Source organism: Albidovulum sp., assembly GCF_041919395.1.
Taxonomy (GTDB): domain Bacteria; phylum Pseudomonadota; class Alphaproteobacteria; order Rhodobacterales; family Rhodobacteraceae; genus Albidovulum.
Window position 1 is genome coordinate 1 of the sequence record NZ_JAYRTX010000089.1, and the last position, 14,418, is coordinate 14,418.

Annotated in this window: 13 protein-coding genes and 1 tRNA gene; 9 read left to right on the forward strand and 5 right to left on the reverse strand. The window is 68.0% G+C overall.

Annotated elements, in window-relative coordinates; all coding sequences use genetic code 11:
• From ACMUOO_RS13630 to ACMUOO_RS13645, 4 genes are all read left to right on the forward strand, one after another.
• On the forward strand, positions 1 to 419 hold a 419-nt coding region (locus ACMUOO_RS13630), incomplete at its 5' end, for a rod shape-determining protein MreD (protein WP_413855528.1).
• On the forward strand, positions 416 to 2,359 hold the full coding sequence (gene mrdA, locus ACMUOO_RS13635) for a penicillin-binding protein 2 (RefSeq protein ID WP_301917228.1): 1,944 nt from the start codon (positions 416 to 418) through the stop codon (positions 2,357 to 2,359). The genes ACMUOO_RS13630 and mrdA, both read left to right, overlap by 4 nt.
• The gene (gene rodA, locus ACMUOO_RS13640; protein ID WP_301917229.1) at positions 2,356 to 3,495 is read left to right on the forward strand and encodes a rod shape-determining protein RodA; all 1,140 of its coding nucleotides are present in this window, start codon (positions 2,356 to 2,358) and stop codon (positions 3,493 to 3,495) included. The genes mrdA and rodA overlap by 4 nt, the downstream gene beginning before the upstream one ends.
• 4 nt (positions 3,496 to 3,499) lie before the next feature.
• Positions 3,500 to 4,438: a 2-hydroxyacid dehydrogenase gene (locus tag ACMUOO_RS13645; protein ID WP_301917230.1), complete on the forward strand. Its 939-nt coding sequence runs from the start codon at positions 3,500 to 3,502 to the stop codon at positions 4,436 to 4,438.
• A gap of 7 nt (positions 4,439 to 4,445) precedes the next feature.
• Here ACMUOO_RS13645 and ACMUOO_RS13650 read toward each other — a convergent pair whose 3' ends face one another.
• Positions 4,446 to 5,237 carry an SseB family protein gene (locus ACMUOO_RS13650; protein ID WP_301917231.1) on the reverse strand — a complete coding sequence of 264 codons (792 nt, stop codon included), beginning with the start codon at positions 5,235 to 5,237 and terminating at the stop codon, positions 4,446 to 4,448.
• The gene (locus ACMUOO_RS13655) at positions 5,227 to 5,838 is read right to left on the reverse strand and encodes a uracil-DNA glycosylase family protein (protein WP_301917232.1); all 612 of its coding nucleotides are present in this window, start codon (positions 5,836 to 5,838) and stop codon (positions 5,227 to 5,229) included. The genes ACMUOO_RS13650 and ACMUOO_RS13655 overlap by 11 nt, the downstream gene beginning before the upstream one ends.
• A 117-nt stretch (positions 5,839 to 5,955) precedes the next feature.
• Between ACMUOO_RS13655 and ACMUOO_RS13660 the strand changes: the two genes are divergently transcribed.
• The 4 genes from ACMUOO_RS13660 to kdsA all read left to right on the forward strand — a co-directional run bounded on the left by ACMUOO_RS13660 (position 5,956) and on the right by kdsA (position 10,389).
• Positions 5,956 to 7,212, forward strand: coding sequence for a Na+/H+ antiporter NhaA (locus tag ACMUOO_RS13660; protein ID WP_301917233.1), 1,257 nt, complete (start codon positions 5,956 to 5,958; stop codon positions 7,210 to 7,212).
• Positions 7,213 to 7,339: 127 nt separating this feature from the next.
• Positions 7,340 to 7,993: an ABC transporter ATP-binding protein gene (locus ACMUOO_RS13665; RefSeq protein ID WP_301917234.1), complete on the forward strand. Its 654-nt coding sequence runs from the start codon at positions 7,340 to 7,342 to the stop codon at positions 7,991 to 7,993.
• Positions 7,977 to 9,536 (forward strand): capsule biosynthesis protein, encoded by a 1,560-nt coding sequence (locus ACMUOO_RS13670; protein WP_301917235.1) that lies wholly within the window; start codon positions 7,977 to 7,979, stop codon positions 9,534 to 9,536. Before ACMUOO_RS13665 ends, ACMUOO_RS13670 begins: the two co-directional genes overlap by 17 nt.
• 19 nt (positions 9,537 to 9,555) lie before the next feature.
• A complete protein-coding gene (gene kdsA / locus ACMUOO_RS13675; RefSeq protein ID WP_301917239.1) occupies positions 9,556 to 10,389 on the forward strand; it encodes a 3-deoxy-8-phosphooctulonate synthase in 834 nt (277 codons plus the stop codon).
• Between the two features lie 3 nt (positions 10,390 to 10,392).
• On the opposite strand, the gene ACMUOO_RS13680 is transcribed toward kdsA, so the two are convergent.
• Entirely contained in the window at positions 10,393 to 11,568 is a 1,176-nt protein-coding gene (locus ACMUOO_RS13680; protein WP_301917236.1) for an NAD(P)/FAD-dependent oxidoreductase, read from the reverse strand.
• A 97-nt stretch (positions 11,569 to 11,665) separates the two neighbouring features.
• Here ACMUOO_RS13680 and ACMUOO_RS13685 point away from each other — a divergent pair.
• Positions 11,666 to 11,740, forward strand: a tRNA-Gln gene (locus ACMUOO_RS13685).
• A 173-nt stretch (positions 11,741 to 11,913) separates the two neighbouring features.
• On the opposite strand, the gene ACMUOO_RS13690 is transcribed toward ACMUOO_RS13685, so the two are convergent.
• Both ACMUOO_RS13690 and ACMUOO_RS13695 read right to left on the reverse strand, forming a co-directional pair.
• Complete coding sequence (locus ACMUOO_RS13690; RefSeq protein ID WP_413855533.1) at positions 11,914 to 13,563, reverse strand: recombinase family protein; 1,650 nt, start codon at positions 13,561 to 13,563, stop codon at positions 11,914 to 11,916.
• Positions 13,563 to 14,024, reverse strand: coding sequence for a DUF2924 domain-containing protein (locus ACMUOO_RS13695; protein WP_301917238.1), 462 nt, complete (start codon positions 14,022 to 14,024; stop codon positions 13,563 to 13,565). The genes ACMUOO_RS13690 and ACMUOO_RS13695 overlap by 1 nt, the downstream gene beginning before the upstream one ends.
• Positions 14,025 to 14,418: the final 394 nt, after the last annotated feature.

Consider the following 14,418-nt stretch of genomic DNA (forward strand, 5'->3'; position numbering starts at 1 on the left):
CCGACCTCATCCTCTGCGGCACCATCGCCTGGGTGCTGCGCCGGCCTGACTATGCGCCCGCCACGCTGGTTGCCGCCGTCCTGCTGATGGAGGACATTCTCGCCATGCGCCCGCCGGGCCTCTGGCCGCTCGTCGTCCTTCTGGGTACGGAGTTCCTGCGGTCCCGCGAGGCAAGTTTCCGCGACCTGCCCTTCGCGCTTGAATGGCTGGTCGCCGGGGCCCTGGTCATCGCCATCACCGTGATCAATGGCCTTGTACTCGCTACCTTCCTGGTGCCGCAGGCGCCGGCCGGGTTGACGGCGCTCCGCACCGTGGTCACCATCCTCGCCTATCCTGGCGTCGTGCTCGTCACGCATTTCGTCTTCGGCTTGCGCAAGGCGGCGCCAGGTCAGGTCGATGCCTTCGGACACCGGATATGAGACGCTCGCCCCGCGACACCCAGGAAAGCTTCCGGACGATCAGCCGGCGCGGCCTGCTGCTGGCGGGACTGCAAGGCGTGTTCGCGACCACGCTCGCGTTCCGCATGCGGTATCTCCAGCTCGACCGGACGGATCAGTTCCGCCTGCTGGCCGAAGAGAACTCGATCAAGATCCGCCTGATCCCGCCTGCGCGTGGCCTCATTCAGGACCGGTCCGGGTCAGTGATTGCCGGAAACGAGCAGAACTACCGGATCACCATCACGCCAGAGGACGCGGGCGATACCGACGCGGTGCTCGAGCGGCTGGCCCGGCTCGTGCCGCTCGCGCCCGACGATCTCGAACGAACGCGAAGGGAAATCGCCCGACGCGCGCCGACGCTGCCGATCACGGTGGCGGACCGACTCAGCTGGGAGGATTTCAGCCGCGTGGCGGTAAACGCACCAGTCCTTCCCGGGGTCACGACCGAGGTGGGCCTCTCCCGCGTCTATCCGCTTGGCCCCGACTTCGCGCACGTGCTGGGCTATGTCGGCCCGGTCAGCGACTACGACCTTTCGAAGATGGAGGACCCCGACCCTCTGCTGCAGATCCCGCGCTTCCAGATCGGCAAGCTGGGGGTGGAGGCGAAGCTGGAGGAGGCGCTGCGCGGCAAGGCCGGCACGCGGCGGATCGAGGTGAACTCCACCGGCCGGGTCATGCGCGAGATCGACCGGCGCGACGGCGATCCCGGCGCCAACGTGCGGCTGACCATCGATCACCGCCTGCAGAACTATGTGCAGGCACGCCTGGGCGAGGAGAGCGCTGCCGCCGTGGTGATCGATGTGGCCACGGGCGGGATCCTGGCCATCAACTCGGCGCCAAGCTTCGACCCGAACCTTTTCGTCCGCGGCATCTCCTCTGCCGAGTACCGGGCGCTTACGGAAAACGACCACAGACCGCTCGCCGACAAGTCCGTCCAGGGTGCCTATCCGCCGGGGTCCACGTTCAAGCTGGTCACTGCGCTCGCCGCGCTGGAGGCGGGGGTGATCTCACCGGAGGAGACCGTCTACTGCCGCGGTTTCACCGAACTCGGAAACCGCCGGTTCCATTGCTGGAAGCGGGCCGGGCACGGGCACGTCGGCATGACGCAGAGCCTCGAACAGTCCTGCGATGTCTACTACTACGAGGTCGCGCAACGCACCGGTATCGACAAGCTGGCGGCCATGGCGCGCCGGCTCGGCATCGGTGTCCGCTTCGATCTGCCGATGTCGGCCATCTCGGAAGGCCTCGCGCCCGACAAGGAGTGGAAGGCGCGCAAGTACGGCACCGGCTGGCTCATCGGCGACACTCTCAACTCCGGGATCGGCCAGGGCTTCGTGCTTGCCTCGCCGCTTCAGCTCGCGGTGATGACCGCGCGTATCGCCACGGGCAAGGCCATCATGCCGCGGCTGCTGCGGGCCATAGACGGGCAGGAACTGGCGGTGGAGCCCGCCGCCGATCTCGGCATCGACCCGGCGTGGCTGGCGCACGTCCGGAAGGGCATGTTCGACGTCACCAACTCGCGCCGCGGCACCGCCTACGGTTCGCGCATCGTCGATGACACCATGCGCATGGCCGGCAAGACGGGCACGAGCCAGGTCAGGAACATTACTGCGGCCGAGCGCGCGCGCGGCGTCGTGTCGAACGAGGACCTGCCCTGGAACCGGCGCGACCACGCGCTCTTCGTCTGCTTCGCGCCCTTCGATACGCCGCGCTATGCCGTCGCGCTGGTCGTCGAACATGGCGGCGGCGGTTCGCTCGCTGCCGCGCCGATCGCGCGCGACATCGTGCTCTACGCGATGAACGGCGGCATGCCCGCGCTGACCGCCTATCCCGAAAGCCAGCGGACGCGCATCGAATCCGAACGCGAGAAGCTCAAGATACTCGAGCCCGGCACGACCGATGCGACGAGGTCGCGCGCATGAGCTACCTCGAGTACAACGTCAAGACGGTTCCCTCCGGGCTGAGAAAGGTGCTCTACGTCAACTGGGCGCTTGTCCTTCTTCTGGCCGCGACGGCCTCGGTCGGATTTCTCATGCTCTATTCCGTCGCGGGCGGCCGGTCGGACATCTGGGCAGAGCCACAGATGAAGCGTTTCGCCGTCGGCACGGTGGTGATGCTCGCCATCGGCTTCGTGCCAATCTGGTTCTGGCGCAACATTTCGGGGCTGGCCTATTTCGGGGCGCTCGTCCTTCTCGTTGCAGTCGAGTTCTTTGGCGACATCGGCAAGGGCGCGCAGCGCTGGCTCGATCTCGGGCCACTGCGCCTCCAGCCGTCGGAAATCATGAAGATCGCGCTCGTGATGTTCCTTGCGGCCTATTACGACTGGCTCGACGTGAAGCGGACCTCGCGGCCGCTCTGGGTGCTCATCCCGGTGGTCGTGATCCTCGCGCCCACCCTCCTCGTGCTGAAGCAACCCGACCTCGGCACCGCGATCCTCCTTCTCGCGGGGGGCGGCATCGTCATGTTCGTGGCGGGCGTGAGCCTTTGGTACTTCGGCACGGTCATCGCACTGGTCGGGGCCCTCGTCTTTGCGGTGTTCGAGAGCCGGGGAACCGACTGGCAACTGATCGAGGACTACCAGTTCCGCCGGATCGACACCTTCCTCGATCCGGGGTCCGACCCGCTCGGCGCCGGCTACAACATCACCCAGGCGCAGATCGCGCTCGGCTCCGGCGGTTGGGCGGGCAAGGGATACATGCAGGGAACCCAGTCGCGGCTGAACTTCCTGCCGGAAAAGCACACCGATTTCATCTTCACCACGCTCGCCGAGGAATTCGGCTTCGTCGGCGCCTTCTCGCTTCTCGTGCTCTACATCCTCATCATCGTCTTCTGCATTTCATCGGCGCTGGCCAACCGGGACCGGTTTTCTGCTCTTCTGACCTTCGGTGTCGCCGGGACATTCTTCCTGTTCTTCACCGTCAACATGGGCATGGTGACGGGGCTCATGCCCGTCGTCGGCGTGCCGTTGCCCCTTGTCTCCTACGGGGGAACGGCCATGATCATCCTGCTCGCCGCCTTCGGGCTCGTGCAGAGCGCCCACATCCACCGCCCGAGGTAGCCCGATGCCCGTCACCGTCTATTTCGCCGCCGGCTCAGCCGCCTGGAGGGAGTATCACGACCACCTGCCGCAGGCGTTGACCGACGCGGGCGTGAAGGCCGAGATTCTCCTGGCCGCGCCCGATCCGGCGGTTGTGGACTATATCGTCTTCGCTCCCGGCGGCGACATCGAGGACTTCGCGCCCTTTGTGAACTGCAAGGCGGTCCTGAACCTATGGGCAGGCGTGGAACGGATGGTCGGCAACCGGACGCTGACCCAGCCGCTCGCCCGCATGGTCGACCCGGCGATGACGGAAAGCATGGTCGAATGGGTCGTGGGCCACACGCTCCGCCACCATCTCGGCATGGACCTGCACATCCTCCACCAGGATGGCATCTGGCGGAACGACATCAAGCCGCCGATCGCCCGTGAACGGACGGTCGCGGTCCTCGGCCTCGGCGCCCTCGGCCAGGAAGCCGGCGAGGCTCTGGCTCGGCTCAACTTCGCCGTGCTGGGCTGGAGCCGCAGCCCGAAGTCGATCGCAGGCATCGAGTGCCATTCGGGCGAGGCGGGGCTCGACACGGTGCTTTCCCGCGCAGAAATCGTGATCCTGCTGATGCCGCTCACCGCCGAAACCGAGAACCTGATGAACGCCGCCCGGCTCGCCCGGCTGCCCAGGGGCGCGGTCCTCATCAATCCCGGCCGGGGTCCGCTCATCGACGACACCGCCCTGCTCGCCGCGCTGGACACGGGCCGGGTCGGTCATGCCACGCTCGACGTTTTCCGCAACGAGCCCCTGCCGAAGGAGCACCCTTTCTGGGCGCATCCGAAGGTCACCGTCACGCCGCACATCGCGGCAAGCACGCGGCCGCTGACTGCCTCGGCCGTCATCGCCGAGAATGTCCGGCGCGGCGAGGCCGGGGAGCCGTTCCTCTATCTCGTCGACCGCGAGCGCGGGTACTGAGCCCGCGTCACCGGAGCCTCGGCGGCCTGGCCGGATCGGTTCCGGGGGCCGCGGGGCCGAGCACCTGGGCCGTCTCGACCGCCGCTGCCGGAAGGACGAAAGTGAGCGCCCGACGCGCGATGGGGCCAAGCGCCGGATCGCCGGAGCCGAGGAAGGTGACGTCGAGCGCGCCCGCCTCGATCCCCGAGAACACCAGCGCCTCGGACACCGCCTTGGCCAGCGCCGGCTCCGCCCCCCGCCGGGCATCCTCGATGACCAGGAGATGGCCCTGCCCGCCCCCCTCCCAGGTGACCGCGACGAGATGCGCCCGCGCGGCAAGCCCCGCGAGTCTGGCCAGCTTGTCGTCGAGCGCGGCGAGGAGCGCCGGCGGCACGCCGGCAGGCGGGCCATATGCCACCGGCCGCGCGACCGCTTCCACGGGCGCCTGCCCCAGCGCTCCCGCGAGCCAGCCGAGCGCATCGGCCGACAGAAGGATTGCCGAGGGGGCCACGGCGACGTTGAAGCCGAGGCCGAGCCTCTGCGCAGAAAGCAACTGCGCCACGACCCGTCCCGGCAGCGCGGCATAGGGCGCAGGACCCTCGGCGAAGGCGGCAAGGCGCGCCTCGGTATCGAAGGCGAGCGCGACGCGTCCCTCCTCCAGATCGAAGAGCGCCGGCTCGATCGTATCGCCCAAGGGTTCCTCAGTCAGAAGGAGGAAGAGTTCCGCGTCCGCAAGACGGCCGTAGAAGGCGAGCCGCGCCGCATCGTCTTCCGACGCCGCGTTCATGGCGGCGTGCAGCCGGTCGAGATCAGTTTCCATCGAGCACCTCGCGCAGCCGCTTCCGCGCCACCGGCAGAAGATCGGCCTCGAACCACGGATTGCGCCTGAGCCACGCGGTATTGCGCCAGGACGGATGAGGCAAGGGGAAGACGCGCGGCGCGTGGTCGCGCCAGCGGGCCACCGTTGCCGTGACGCCGCCCTTCACCGCCGCGGGCCCGAGATGCCAGGCCTGCGAATAGCCACCGACGAGAAACGTCACGCGGACATCCGGCAGGCTCGCCATCACCCGCGCATGCCAGGTCGCCGCACAGCGCCGGGGCGGCGGCAGGTCGGAACCCTTCGCGTCGTAGCCCGGAAAGCAAAAGGCCATCGGCACCACCGCCACCCGGTCGCGGTCGTAGAACTCCGTCTCGGACAAGCCAAGCCAGGCGCGCAGCCGGTCACCCGAAGGGTCCGCAAAGGGGCGTCCGATCCCATGCACCCGAGCGCCCGGCGCCTGCCCGGCGATCAGCACGCCGGCGCCGGGGCGGAACCAGACGACGGGGCGCGGCGCGTGCGCCGTGGCGGTTGCCGCAAATTCGGCGGCGCAGAGGCGGCAGGCAGCGATTTCGTGGTCAAGCTGTGGCGCGGCTACGATCATGACGGTGACTTACGCCCCGCACCCGGCTCACGCAACGGCACGATGCCGCGGTGCGGCGGGTTGCCCCGATTCGACCTTTCCAGTATCCAGACCGGAAGACAGGCCAGGGGGGACGGAATGTATCGGGTCTGGAACTACATCACCACCTACTCGCTCCTCCTGATCGGCGGCGCACTTCTGGCCCTGATCTGGGCCAACACGAACCCGGACAGCTATCATCACTTCGTCCACTATGTGCTCTTCGACACCTTCTTCATCGGCGAGTTGCATGAGGAGGGCGGCGGCGTCACCCGGACACTGACTCTCCACTTCCTCGTCAACGACGTGCTCATGGCCTTCTTCTTCGCCATCGCCGCGAAGGAGGTCTGGGAGGCGGTGATCCTCGAGAACGGTTCCCTGCGCGGCTCGAAGGCGGTGACCCCCCTGATTGCCACGGCGGGCGGAATGCTCGGACCGGTCGCGGTCTATCTTTCGCTCGCCGCCGTGCTCGGTGTGTTCGAGACCGTGAGCCGCGGCTGGGCGATCCCGACGGCGACCGACATCGCCTTTTCCTACCTCGTTGGCCGCATGGTCTTCGGCGCGGGCCACCCGGCTGTCCGCTTCCTGCTGCTCCTCGCCATCGCCGATGACGCGGGCGGGCTCATCATCCTGGCCATCTTCTACCCGACCGGAGAACTCGCCCCCGCCTGGCTCCTCCTCTCGCTCGGCGCTGCGGTGGCGGTGTTCGTCCTCTTCAACTGGCTGCCGCGCCGGCTCGACCGAGGCAACCAGTTGCGCCCGAATTCCACCTGGGTGCGCAAGTACCTGTCTTTCTGGCCCTACCTGATCGCCGGTTGCCTGAGCTGGTTCGGCTTCCAGGAAGCAGGCATCCATCCGGCGCTCGGCCTGCTCCCGATCGTGCCGACGATCCCGCATGCGGACCGCGCCTTCGGAATCTTCGCCGAGGCGGAGCAGTATCTGACGGACCTCCTGAACTGGGTCGAACACCATCTGAAATACCCCGTGGAGTTCGTCCTATTCTTCTTCGGACTCATGAACGCCGGCGTCGAGTTCAGCGCCATCGGCGCGCCGACCTGGCTGGTGCTTCTCGGACTGATCATCGGGAAGCCCGTCGGCATCTTCCTTTTCGGCTGGTTCGCCGCGAACGTGCTGCGGCTGGGACTGCCCGAGGGGATGCGAAACACCGACCTCGTCGTCGTGGGCTGTGTCGCCGCGATCGGCTTCACCGTCGCGCTCTTCGTCGCCTCCGTCGCGTTCCCGACTGGCCCGGTGCAGGATGCGGCGAAGATGGGTGCCCTCTTCTCCTTCGGCGCGGCGATCATCTCCATCGTCGCCGGCAAGGTCTTCCGCGTACAGAAGGTCGAGTTTTCGTAGCCCAAAGGCGTCGGGGCTTCCGCGCCGCCGAACCTTGCGCCATAATGCCGCCTGAAGACCGGTGTAACGGTTGTTAATGAAGCGGATGTAAGACGGTCCGCGAGGCAGGGCGGCCCGGGGCCATCGGATGCTCGAGTTCGAAAATGTCAGCAAGTCCTTCTGGACGGGCAAGACGCGCAAGGTGATCCTTGACCGCGCCTCGTTCCGTGTCGAACTCGGCCGTTCGCTCGGCATCCTCGCCCCGAACGGCACCGGCAAGACCACCATCATCAACATGATGGCGGGGCTCGAAAAGCCCGATGAGGGCGCAATCCGCAAGACCTGCCGGGTGTCCTTCCCGCTCGGATTCATGGGCGGGGTCGTCCAGAAACATTCAGCGCGCGAAAACGCCCGGTTCATCGCGAGACTCTACGGCCTCGACCCCGACTATGTGGAGGCGTTCAGCCGCTGGCTCTGCGGGATCGAGGAATACTTCGACATGCCCGTCGGCACCTTTTCGGCCGGCATGAAGGCACGCTTCACCTTCTCGCTGCTCTTGGCGATGGAGTTCGACATCTACCTCATCGACGAGGGGATGCCCTCCACCACGGATGTGGAATTCAACCGCAAGGCCGGTTCCATCCTGCGCGAGAGGCTGAAGACGGCTACAGTCATCGTCGTCTCGCACCAGGCCGCCACGCTGGAGAAGTTCTGCCGCTCGGCAGCCGTGCTGCGCAACGGCCGGCTGCACATGTTCGACACCCTCGAAGAAGCGAAACGGATGTATGACTACGCCTCCTAAAGCCGCGAAGTTCCGCATCCGCGCCGGAGTCGCCGCGCCGAAGCCGGCAAACCCCGCGCCCGTGGCCGAGGACGGCTTCGGCGACGAGCCCTTCCCCACGGCGGAGACGGATGTGCTCGGCCCCGCCGCCCGGACGGTGGAGGAGGAGATCGAGGCGATCCGCGCCGAGGGACTTACCGGGCGCCAGCTCCGCACCGCGCGCCGCGTCGCGATGAAGCACGGGATCGAGGCGGCTTCGGACCTTGACGCCGTCCGGCTCCTGCGCCGCAAGGGCGTCGATCCGTTCCAGCCCGCAGCCGTCCTGCAGCTCATCGAACGCCGGTCAGAGGCCACCCGGCCGCAACTGCCGCAAACGGTCGTGTCGCCGAAGCTGCCCGCCCCGCCGCTGGACGAGGCCGGCCGCGCGCGCGAGATCATCGCGATCCAGCGCGAAATCATCGGCCGACGCCGTCGCAATTTCCTGATGCTTCTCGCGCGGCTCGCGATCTTCGTGTTCCTGCCGACGATCCTCGCCGGATGGTACTATTTCCGCGTCGCGACGCCGCTTTTCGCCACGAAATCGGAGTTCGTCATCCAGCAGGCCGACGCGCAGGTCGGCGGGCTCGGCTCCATGTTCCGCGGGACACAGTTCGCGACCTCGCAGGATTCGATCGCGGTGCAGGGCTACCTGCAGTCGCGCGACGCGATGCTGAGACTCGACCGCGATCTGGGCTTCAAGGCGCATTTCGCGCAAGCGTTCATCGACCCCGTCCAGCGGCTCGACCCCGACGCTTCGAACGAGGACGCCTACCGGCTTTACCAGCGCAACGTGAAGATCGGCTACGATCCGACCGAGGGGCTGATCCGGATGGAAGTCATTGCCGCCGATCCCCATGTCAGCCAGAAGTTCGCAGAGGCGCTGATCGGCTATGCAGAGGAGCGGGTGGACCAGCTCTCGCAACGACTGCGCGAGGATCAGATGCAGGGCGCCCGCGACAGCTTCGCCGATGCCGAGGCCAAGGTGACGGCGGCACAGGCGAAGGTTCTCGACCTTCAGCAAAAGCTCGGTGTGCTCGATCCCCTGTCGGAATCGAACACGGTGATGGGCCAGGTGGCGACTTTCGAGGTGGAGCTGCAGAAAAAGCGACTGGAACTGCAGCAGCTTCTCGACAACGCCAACCCCAACCAGGCCCGGGTTGACGGCGCCAAGGGCGACATCGCCCGGCTCGAGGACCTGATCCGCAACCTCCGCTCGCAGCTTACACAAGGCAGCGGCGAGACCGCCTCGCTCGCGCAGATCTCCGGCCAGCTGCGTATCGCCGAGGCGGAGCTTGAGAACCGGCAGCTCATGCTCAGCCAGGCGCTCCAGCAGCTGGAAACCGCGCGCATCGAGGCCAACCGGCAGGTGCGTTACCTGGAAACATCGGCGAGCCCGGTGGCCCCCGACGAGCCAACCTACCCACGCGCCTTCGAAAACACGCTCTTGGCCTTCCTGATCTTCGGTGGCATTTACCTCATGCTGTCGCTGACCGCTTCCGTCCTGCGGGAACAGGCGACCGCCTGAGGAGGCCGGAATGACCAACATGAAGGATGTGAGCCTCCGCGAGCTCACCATCGGCAATGACCGGGCGCTGACCGTCATCGCCGGCCCCTGCCAGATCGAGAGCGCCGACCATGCCCAGATGATCGCCGGCCGTATGGCCGAGTCCTGCGCGGCCGTCGGCGCGCAATACGTATTCAAGGCGAGCTACGACAAGGCGAACCGCACCTCGCTGTCGGGCCGGCGCGGCATCGGGATGGAAGCCGGGCTGAAGGTTCTGGAAGGCGTGCGGACCGCGCTCGGATTGCCGGTCCTGACCGACATCCACGACGCCGAGCAAGCGCGCGTAGCCGCGACCGTGGTTGACGTGATTCAGATCCCGGCCTTCCTGTGCCGCCAGACCGACCTCCTGCTTGCGGCCGGAGAGACGGGCTGCGCGGTCAATGTCAAGAAGGGCCAGTTCCTCGCCCCCTGGGACATGGCGAACGTGGCCGCCAAGGTGGCGAGCACCGGGAACGAGCGCATTTTCCTCACCGAACGCGGTGTCTCCTTCGGCTACAACACGCTGGTGGCAGACATGCGGTCGCTGCCGATCATGGCGAAGACCGGCTACCCCGTGATCATGGATGCGACCCATTCGGTGCAGCAGCCCGGTGGCCAGGGCGGATCCTCGGGCGGCCAGCGCGAATTCGCGCCGGCAATGGCCCGCGCCGCCGTCAGCCTCGGAATCGCCGGCGTCTTCATCGAGACGCACGAGGACCCCGACCGCGCACCCTCGGACGGGCCGAACATGGTCCCGCTGGCAGAGATGCCACGGCTTCTCGAAACGCTGATGGCGCTCGACCGAATCGCCAAGGCCGATCCCGTGCGCGTCTGAACGTCAGGCCACCTGCCCCGCCGCCCAGCCCGAAGACCATGCCCACTGGAAATTGTAGCCTCCAAGCCAGCCGGTGACGTCCACGGCCTCTCCGACCACGAAGAGCCCCGGCACCGCCTTCGCCGCCATCGTGCGCGACTCCAGCCCGGCAGTATCGACGCCGCCGAGTGTCACCTCAGCAGTCCGGTAGCCTTCCGACCCCACCGGCGTCACCTGCCAGCGGTGTACCGCCGCCTCGATCCGGTCGATCGCGGCGTTCGGCTGGTCGGCGAGCCGTCCGGCAAGGCCAAGCCGCCCCAGCACCATCCGCGCCACCTTCTCCGGCATGTGCCGGCCGAGCGCGGTCGCAAGGTCGAGCCGACCGCCCGTTGCCCGAGCCGCCCTCAGCGCCACGCCGAGCGAGGCACCCCGGGCGAGGTCCACGGTGATCCTGTCCCCTTCGCGCCAGTACGAACTGATCTGGAGGATCGACGGCCCCGAAAGCCCCCGGTGGGTGAAGAGCAATCCCTCCTCGAAGCGCGCCTGGCCGAGGCTCACGCCCGCCGCGACCGAAATCCCGGCCAGCGGCGCGATGTCCGCAAGATCCTGTGCCGCGAAGGTCAGCGGCACGAGCGCCGGCCGCGTTTCGGTTACGCCAAGACCGAACTGCGCCGCGATCCGGTACGCGAGCCCCGTCGCCCCCATCTTCGGGATCGACTTGCCTCCGGTGGCAAGGACGAGGCTTTCCGCCGCGATCTCGCCCGCGTCCGTCGCAACGATGAACCGCCCGTCGCGACGGATCGCGCCCACCTGCCGTCCAAGCCTAATGTCCGCGCCCGCCTCGGCCATCTGCCGGGTGAGCATGGCCACGATCTCTCTGGCACTGCCGTCGCAGAAAAGCTGGCCCAGCGTCTTCTCGTGCCAGGCGATGCCCGCCCGGTCCACCCGCGCGACGAAGTCCGCCGGCGTGAAGCGGCGGAGCGCCGAGACCGCGAAACGCGGGTTCTGCGACAGGAAACGCTCGGCCGGTGCCTCGCGGTTGGTGAAGTTGCACCGCCCGCCGCCCGAGATCCGGATCTTCTCGCCCGGCCGAGCGGCATGGTCGAGCACGACGACCCGCCGGCCCCGTCGCCCGGCTTCGATCGCACACATCATGCCGGCCGCGCCGGCCCCGAGAATAAGGACGTCGGTGGTTTCCATGCCCCCTCCTAGGCGCTCTGCCCGCCGGGAACAACGGCACCAGACCGGTGATTTGGTCTTGCGGCGCAAGCAGGGCTTCGCTATGAACCCCGCCAGTTGGGGCGTCGCCAAGTGGTAAGGCAGCGGTTTTTGGTACCGCCATACCTAGGTTCGAATCCTAGCGCCCCAGCCAGCCTTCCCGCCCGATCGGAGACTCTTGCCCCCTCGGGACGATTGTCGCGCATCTGCGGGGACTTGCGAGGTTCTTCGCGAAGCCGGAGACGCGGGTGCCGCGCGCCAAACCGGCGCCATTTGCCGCCCGTCTCGGTTCGCGCATTCGGGGGTTGGCGATTGGGGTGGCCGGGATCAGAGCCGGGCGACGAGCACGCGCTGATCATGCCAGCGGACCGGCAGGTCGGTGGTGATCAGCCACTCTGTGGTCAGCCCCACCGGCTGCCGGCCCTCGGCGATCCTCTGCACGATCTCGGGCGCGAGGAAGGCCAGGGGCAGGAGTTGCTGGATGCGCTGCGTCGCGACGCCCTCGCGCGCGGCGATCTCCGTGTAGCTCTCGCCACGGGTCAGCGCCGCGAACCAGTCGCGCGCCTTCATGAGGTTGCGGATCAGCACGCGGTCGGGTTCCGCCGGGCGGTCGCCGAGCAGGACCCTGGTCTCCACCCCGCGCCGGCGGATGCGGAACGGGGCCGCGAGGACGAGGTGATCGGCATCAAGGCGATCCGGTGCGACCTGCAATCGCCCTGCAAGAGCCTCGGCGGCCACCGTGATCTCCATTCGTCCCGGCGCGATCCGCACGGCCGCCACCAGTGCCCGGAGGAGGACCGCGGCATGGCGGCCGTCGAGGTCTGCGACAAGCGCGTCGATCCGGGTGGCGACTGTCTGCATCTCGTCGGCACGCGGGTCCCGGACGAAGCGGCTCGCCTGCCCCGGCGCGGTGAGCCAGGCCCGCAGGCGGCCGATCACACCCTGCTCCAGTTCCGGCGCCGGCAGTCGCCAGGCATCGGGGTGATTGCCGCTCCTGTCATTCACCAGCCGGCTCGAGATGTAGTAGCGCAAGCGTCGGCCGTTCTTGCGGCTGTGGCTCGGCGTCAGCCGGTCGCCGGTCTCGTCGAAGATCCGCCCCGCAAGCGGCGAGGCAAAGGCGGCCGGCGCCCTGCCGCGCGGTCGCGCCGCGCCCTCCGCCAGCATCCGTTGCACCGCGTCCCACTCCTCCGGCGAGATGATCGCCGGATGCTGGCCGTCGTGGACCACGGTCCGGTGGCGGATGCGCCCGGCATAGACCGGGTTCGTCAGGATGTGATGCAGATGCGCGCGTCCGAAGGGACCGCCGCCGCTCACCCTGCCGTCCGGCGCCGTCCTGACCCGCGTGCGCAGCCCCAGGTCCGCCATCCGTTCCCGCACCGTGAGGATCGAACCCTCCGCGCGGTAGAGCGCATAGATCTGCCGGATGACCCCGGCCTCGGCCTCATCGATCGCGAGCGTGCGGCCCTGGGCGCGGTAGCCCAGCGGCACGTTGCCGCCCATCCAGAGCCCCTTGCGCTTCGAGGCCGCGATCTTGTCGCGGATCCGCTCGGCGGTGATCTCGCGCTCGAACTGGGCAAACGACAGAAGCATGTTCAGCGTCAGCCGTCCCATGCTGGTCGCGGTGTTGAAGCTCTGCGTCACCGAGACGAAGGAAGCCCCGGCGGCATCGAGCCGCGCGACGATCTTGGCGAAGTCGGCGAGCGAGCGGGTGAGCCGGTCGATCTTGTAGACGACGATCTGGTCGACGCGGCCTTCGTCGACGTCCGTCAGAAGCCGCTGCATCGCCGGCCGCTCCAGAGTGCCGCCGGAGATCCCGCCATCGTCGTATGCCTCGGGCAAGAGCACCCAGCCCTCGGCCTTCTGGCTGGCGACATAGGCCGCATAGGCTTCCCGCTGGGCATGGAGCGAGTTGAACTGCTGCTCGAGCCCCTCCTCGGAGCTCTTGCGGGTATAGATGGCGCAGCGCACCTGTCCCATCAGCCGATCCCGAAGAAGCGCGGCCCCGGCCAGCGCGCGCCGGTGATCTGCCGCGCGATCGCCGAGAGCGAGCGGTAGTGCCGCCCGTCCATCCGGAAGCCTTCCGCCACCACCTCCACCCGGTAGGTGCGCCCGTTCCACTCCCGCATCAGGCAGACGCCGGGCCGGAGCGCCGCCCCCGACCCCGCCGGCGGCACCTTCCCCTCCGCCACCGTCCGGAGCCCCCTCAGCACCCGGGAGGGCACGTCGCCCTGCTCCCGAACCTGCAGCGCATGTCCAAGCGCGCGGGCGAGGAACCGGGCCCCGGCGTTGCGCGGCGGGTCGCTGCCGAAGACCCGGCGCCAGAGCCGCAGCAGCTCCGCCCGCTCCATCACGAGAACCTCGTCCAGCGTCAGCGCCGTCCGGGTCCGGACCGGCGGGCGCGGCTCGCGATCCCTCTTCAATGCTCCTTGAACGGCCATTCACATCCCCTTCTACGGCTCTCCGGCGCCGGCCGGGGTCATGCCCTTCGAGAGCGCGATCGGGCGGGCGACGGCCACGACTGACGCTTGCCGCGCGGGCGAAGTCCAGTCGGATGTTTCGAAATGCCTCTAAGGGGGAATGGGGGCAATGCCACCGCATGCGCCGAGACGGCTGCAAAGGGCGGCGCGTCGGCGTCGGTCCTCCAGCGTGCATGCAAGCACACAAACGCCCAGCGATATGCCCTGCTTTCAGGGGGGCCGCGGCGCGGTAATCCCCCCATTCTTAGCGGGGTGCATCGGTAGAATTCACGCGGCCATTTTCAGTTTCTGGGCGGGTGTGAGGCCGCCGATGCCCATGTTCGGGCGGTCGTTGTTGTAAGTCCAGAGCCATTGC

Excerpts from the sequence above, each read along its gene's own strand:
- ACMUOO_RS13695 (WP_301917238.1), bottom strand. The coding sequence starts at position 14,024 with ATGGCCGTTCAAGGAGCATTGAAGAGGGATCGCGAGCCGCGCCCGCCG.
- rodA (WP_301917229.1), top strand. The coding sequence starts at position 2,356 with ATGAGCTACCTCGAGTACAACGTCAAGACGGTTCCCTCCGGGCTGAGA.
- kdsA (WP_301917239.1), top strand. The coding sequence starts at position 9,556 with ATGAAGGATGTGAGCCTCCGCGAGCTCACCATCGGCAATGACCGGGCG.
- ACMUOO_RS13670 (WP_301917235.1), top strand. The coding sequence starts at position 7,977 with ATGACTACGCCTCCTAAAGCCGCGAAGTTCCGCATCCGCGCCGGAGTC.
- ACMUOO_RS13665 (WP_301917234.1), top strand. The coding sequence starts at position 7,340 with ATGCTCGAGTTCGAAAATGTCAGCAAGTCCTTCTGGACGGGCAAGACG.
- mrdA (WP_301917228.1), top strand. The coding sequence starts at position 416 with ATGAGACGCTCGCCCCGCGACACCCAGGAAAGCTTCCGGACGATCAGC.
- ACMUOO_RS13645 (WP_301917230.1), top strand. The coding sequence starts at position 3,500 with ATGCCCGTCACCGTCTATTTCGCCGCCGGCTCAGCCGCCTGGAGGGAG.
- ACMUOO_RS13680 (WP_301917236.1), bottom strand. The coding sequence starts at position 11,568 with ATGGAAACCACCGACGTCCTTATTCTCGGGGCCGGCGCGGCCGGCATG.
- ACMUOO_RS13660 (WP_301917233.1), top strand. The coding sequence starts at position 5,956 with ATGTATCGGGTCTGGAACTACATCACCACCTACTCGCTCCTCCTGATC.
- ACMUOO_RS13650 (WP_301917231.1), bottom strand. The coding sequence starts at position 5,237 with ATGGAAACTGATCTCGACCGGCTGCACGCCGCCATGAACGCGGCGTCG.
- ACMUOO_RS13690 (WP_413855533.1), bottom strand. The coding sequence starts at position 13,563 with ATGGGACAGGTGCGCTGCGCCATCTATACCCGCAAGAGCTCCGAGGAG.
- ACMUOO_RS13655 (WP_301917232.1), bottom strand. The coding sequence starts at position 5,838 with ATGATCGTAGCCGCGCCACAGCTTGACCACGAAATCGCTGCCTGCCGC.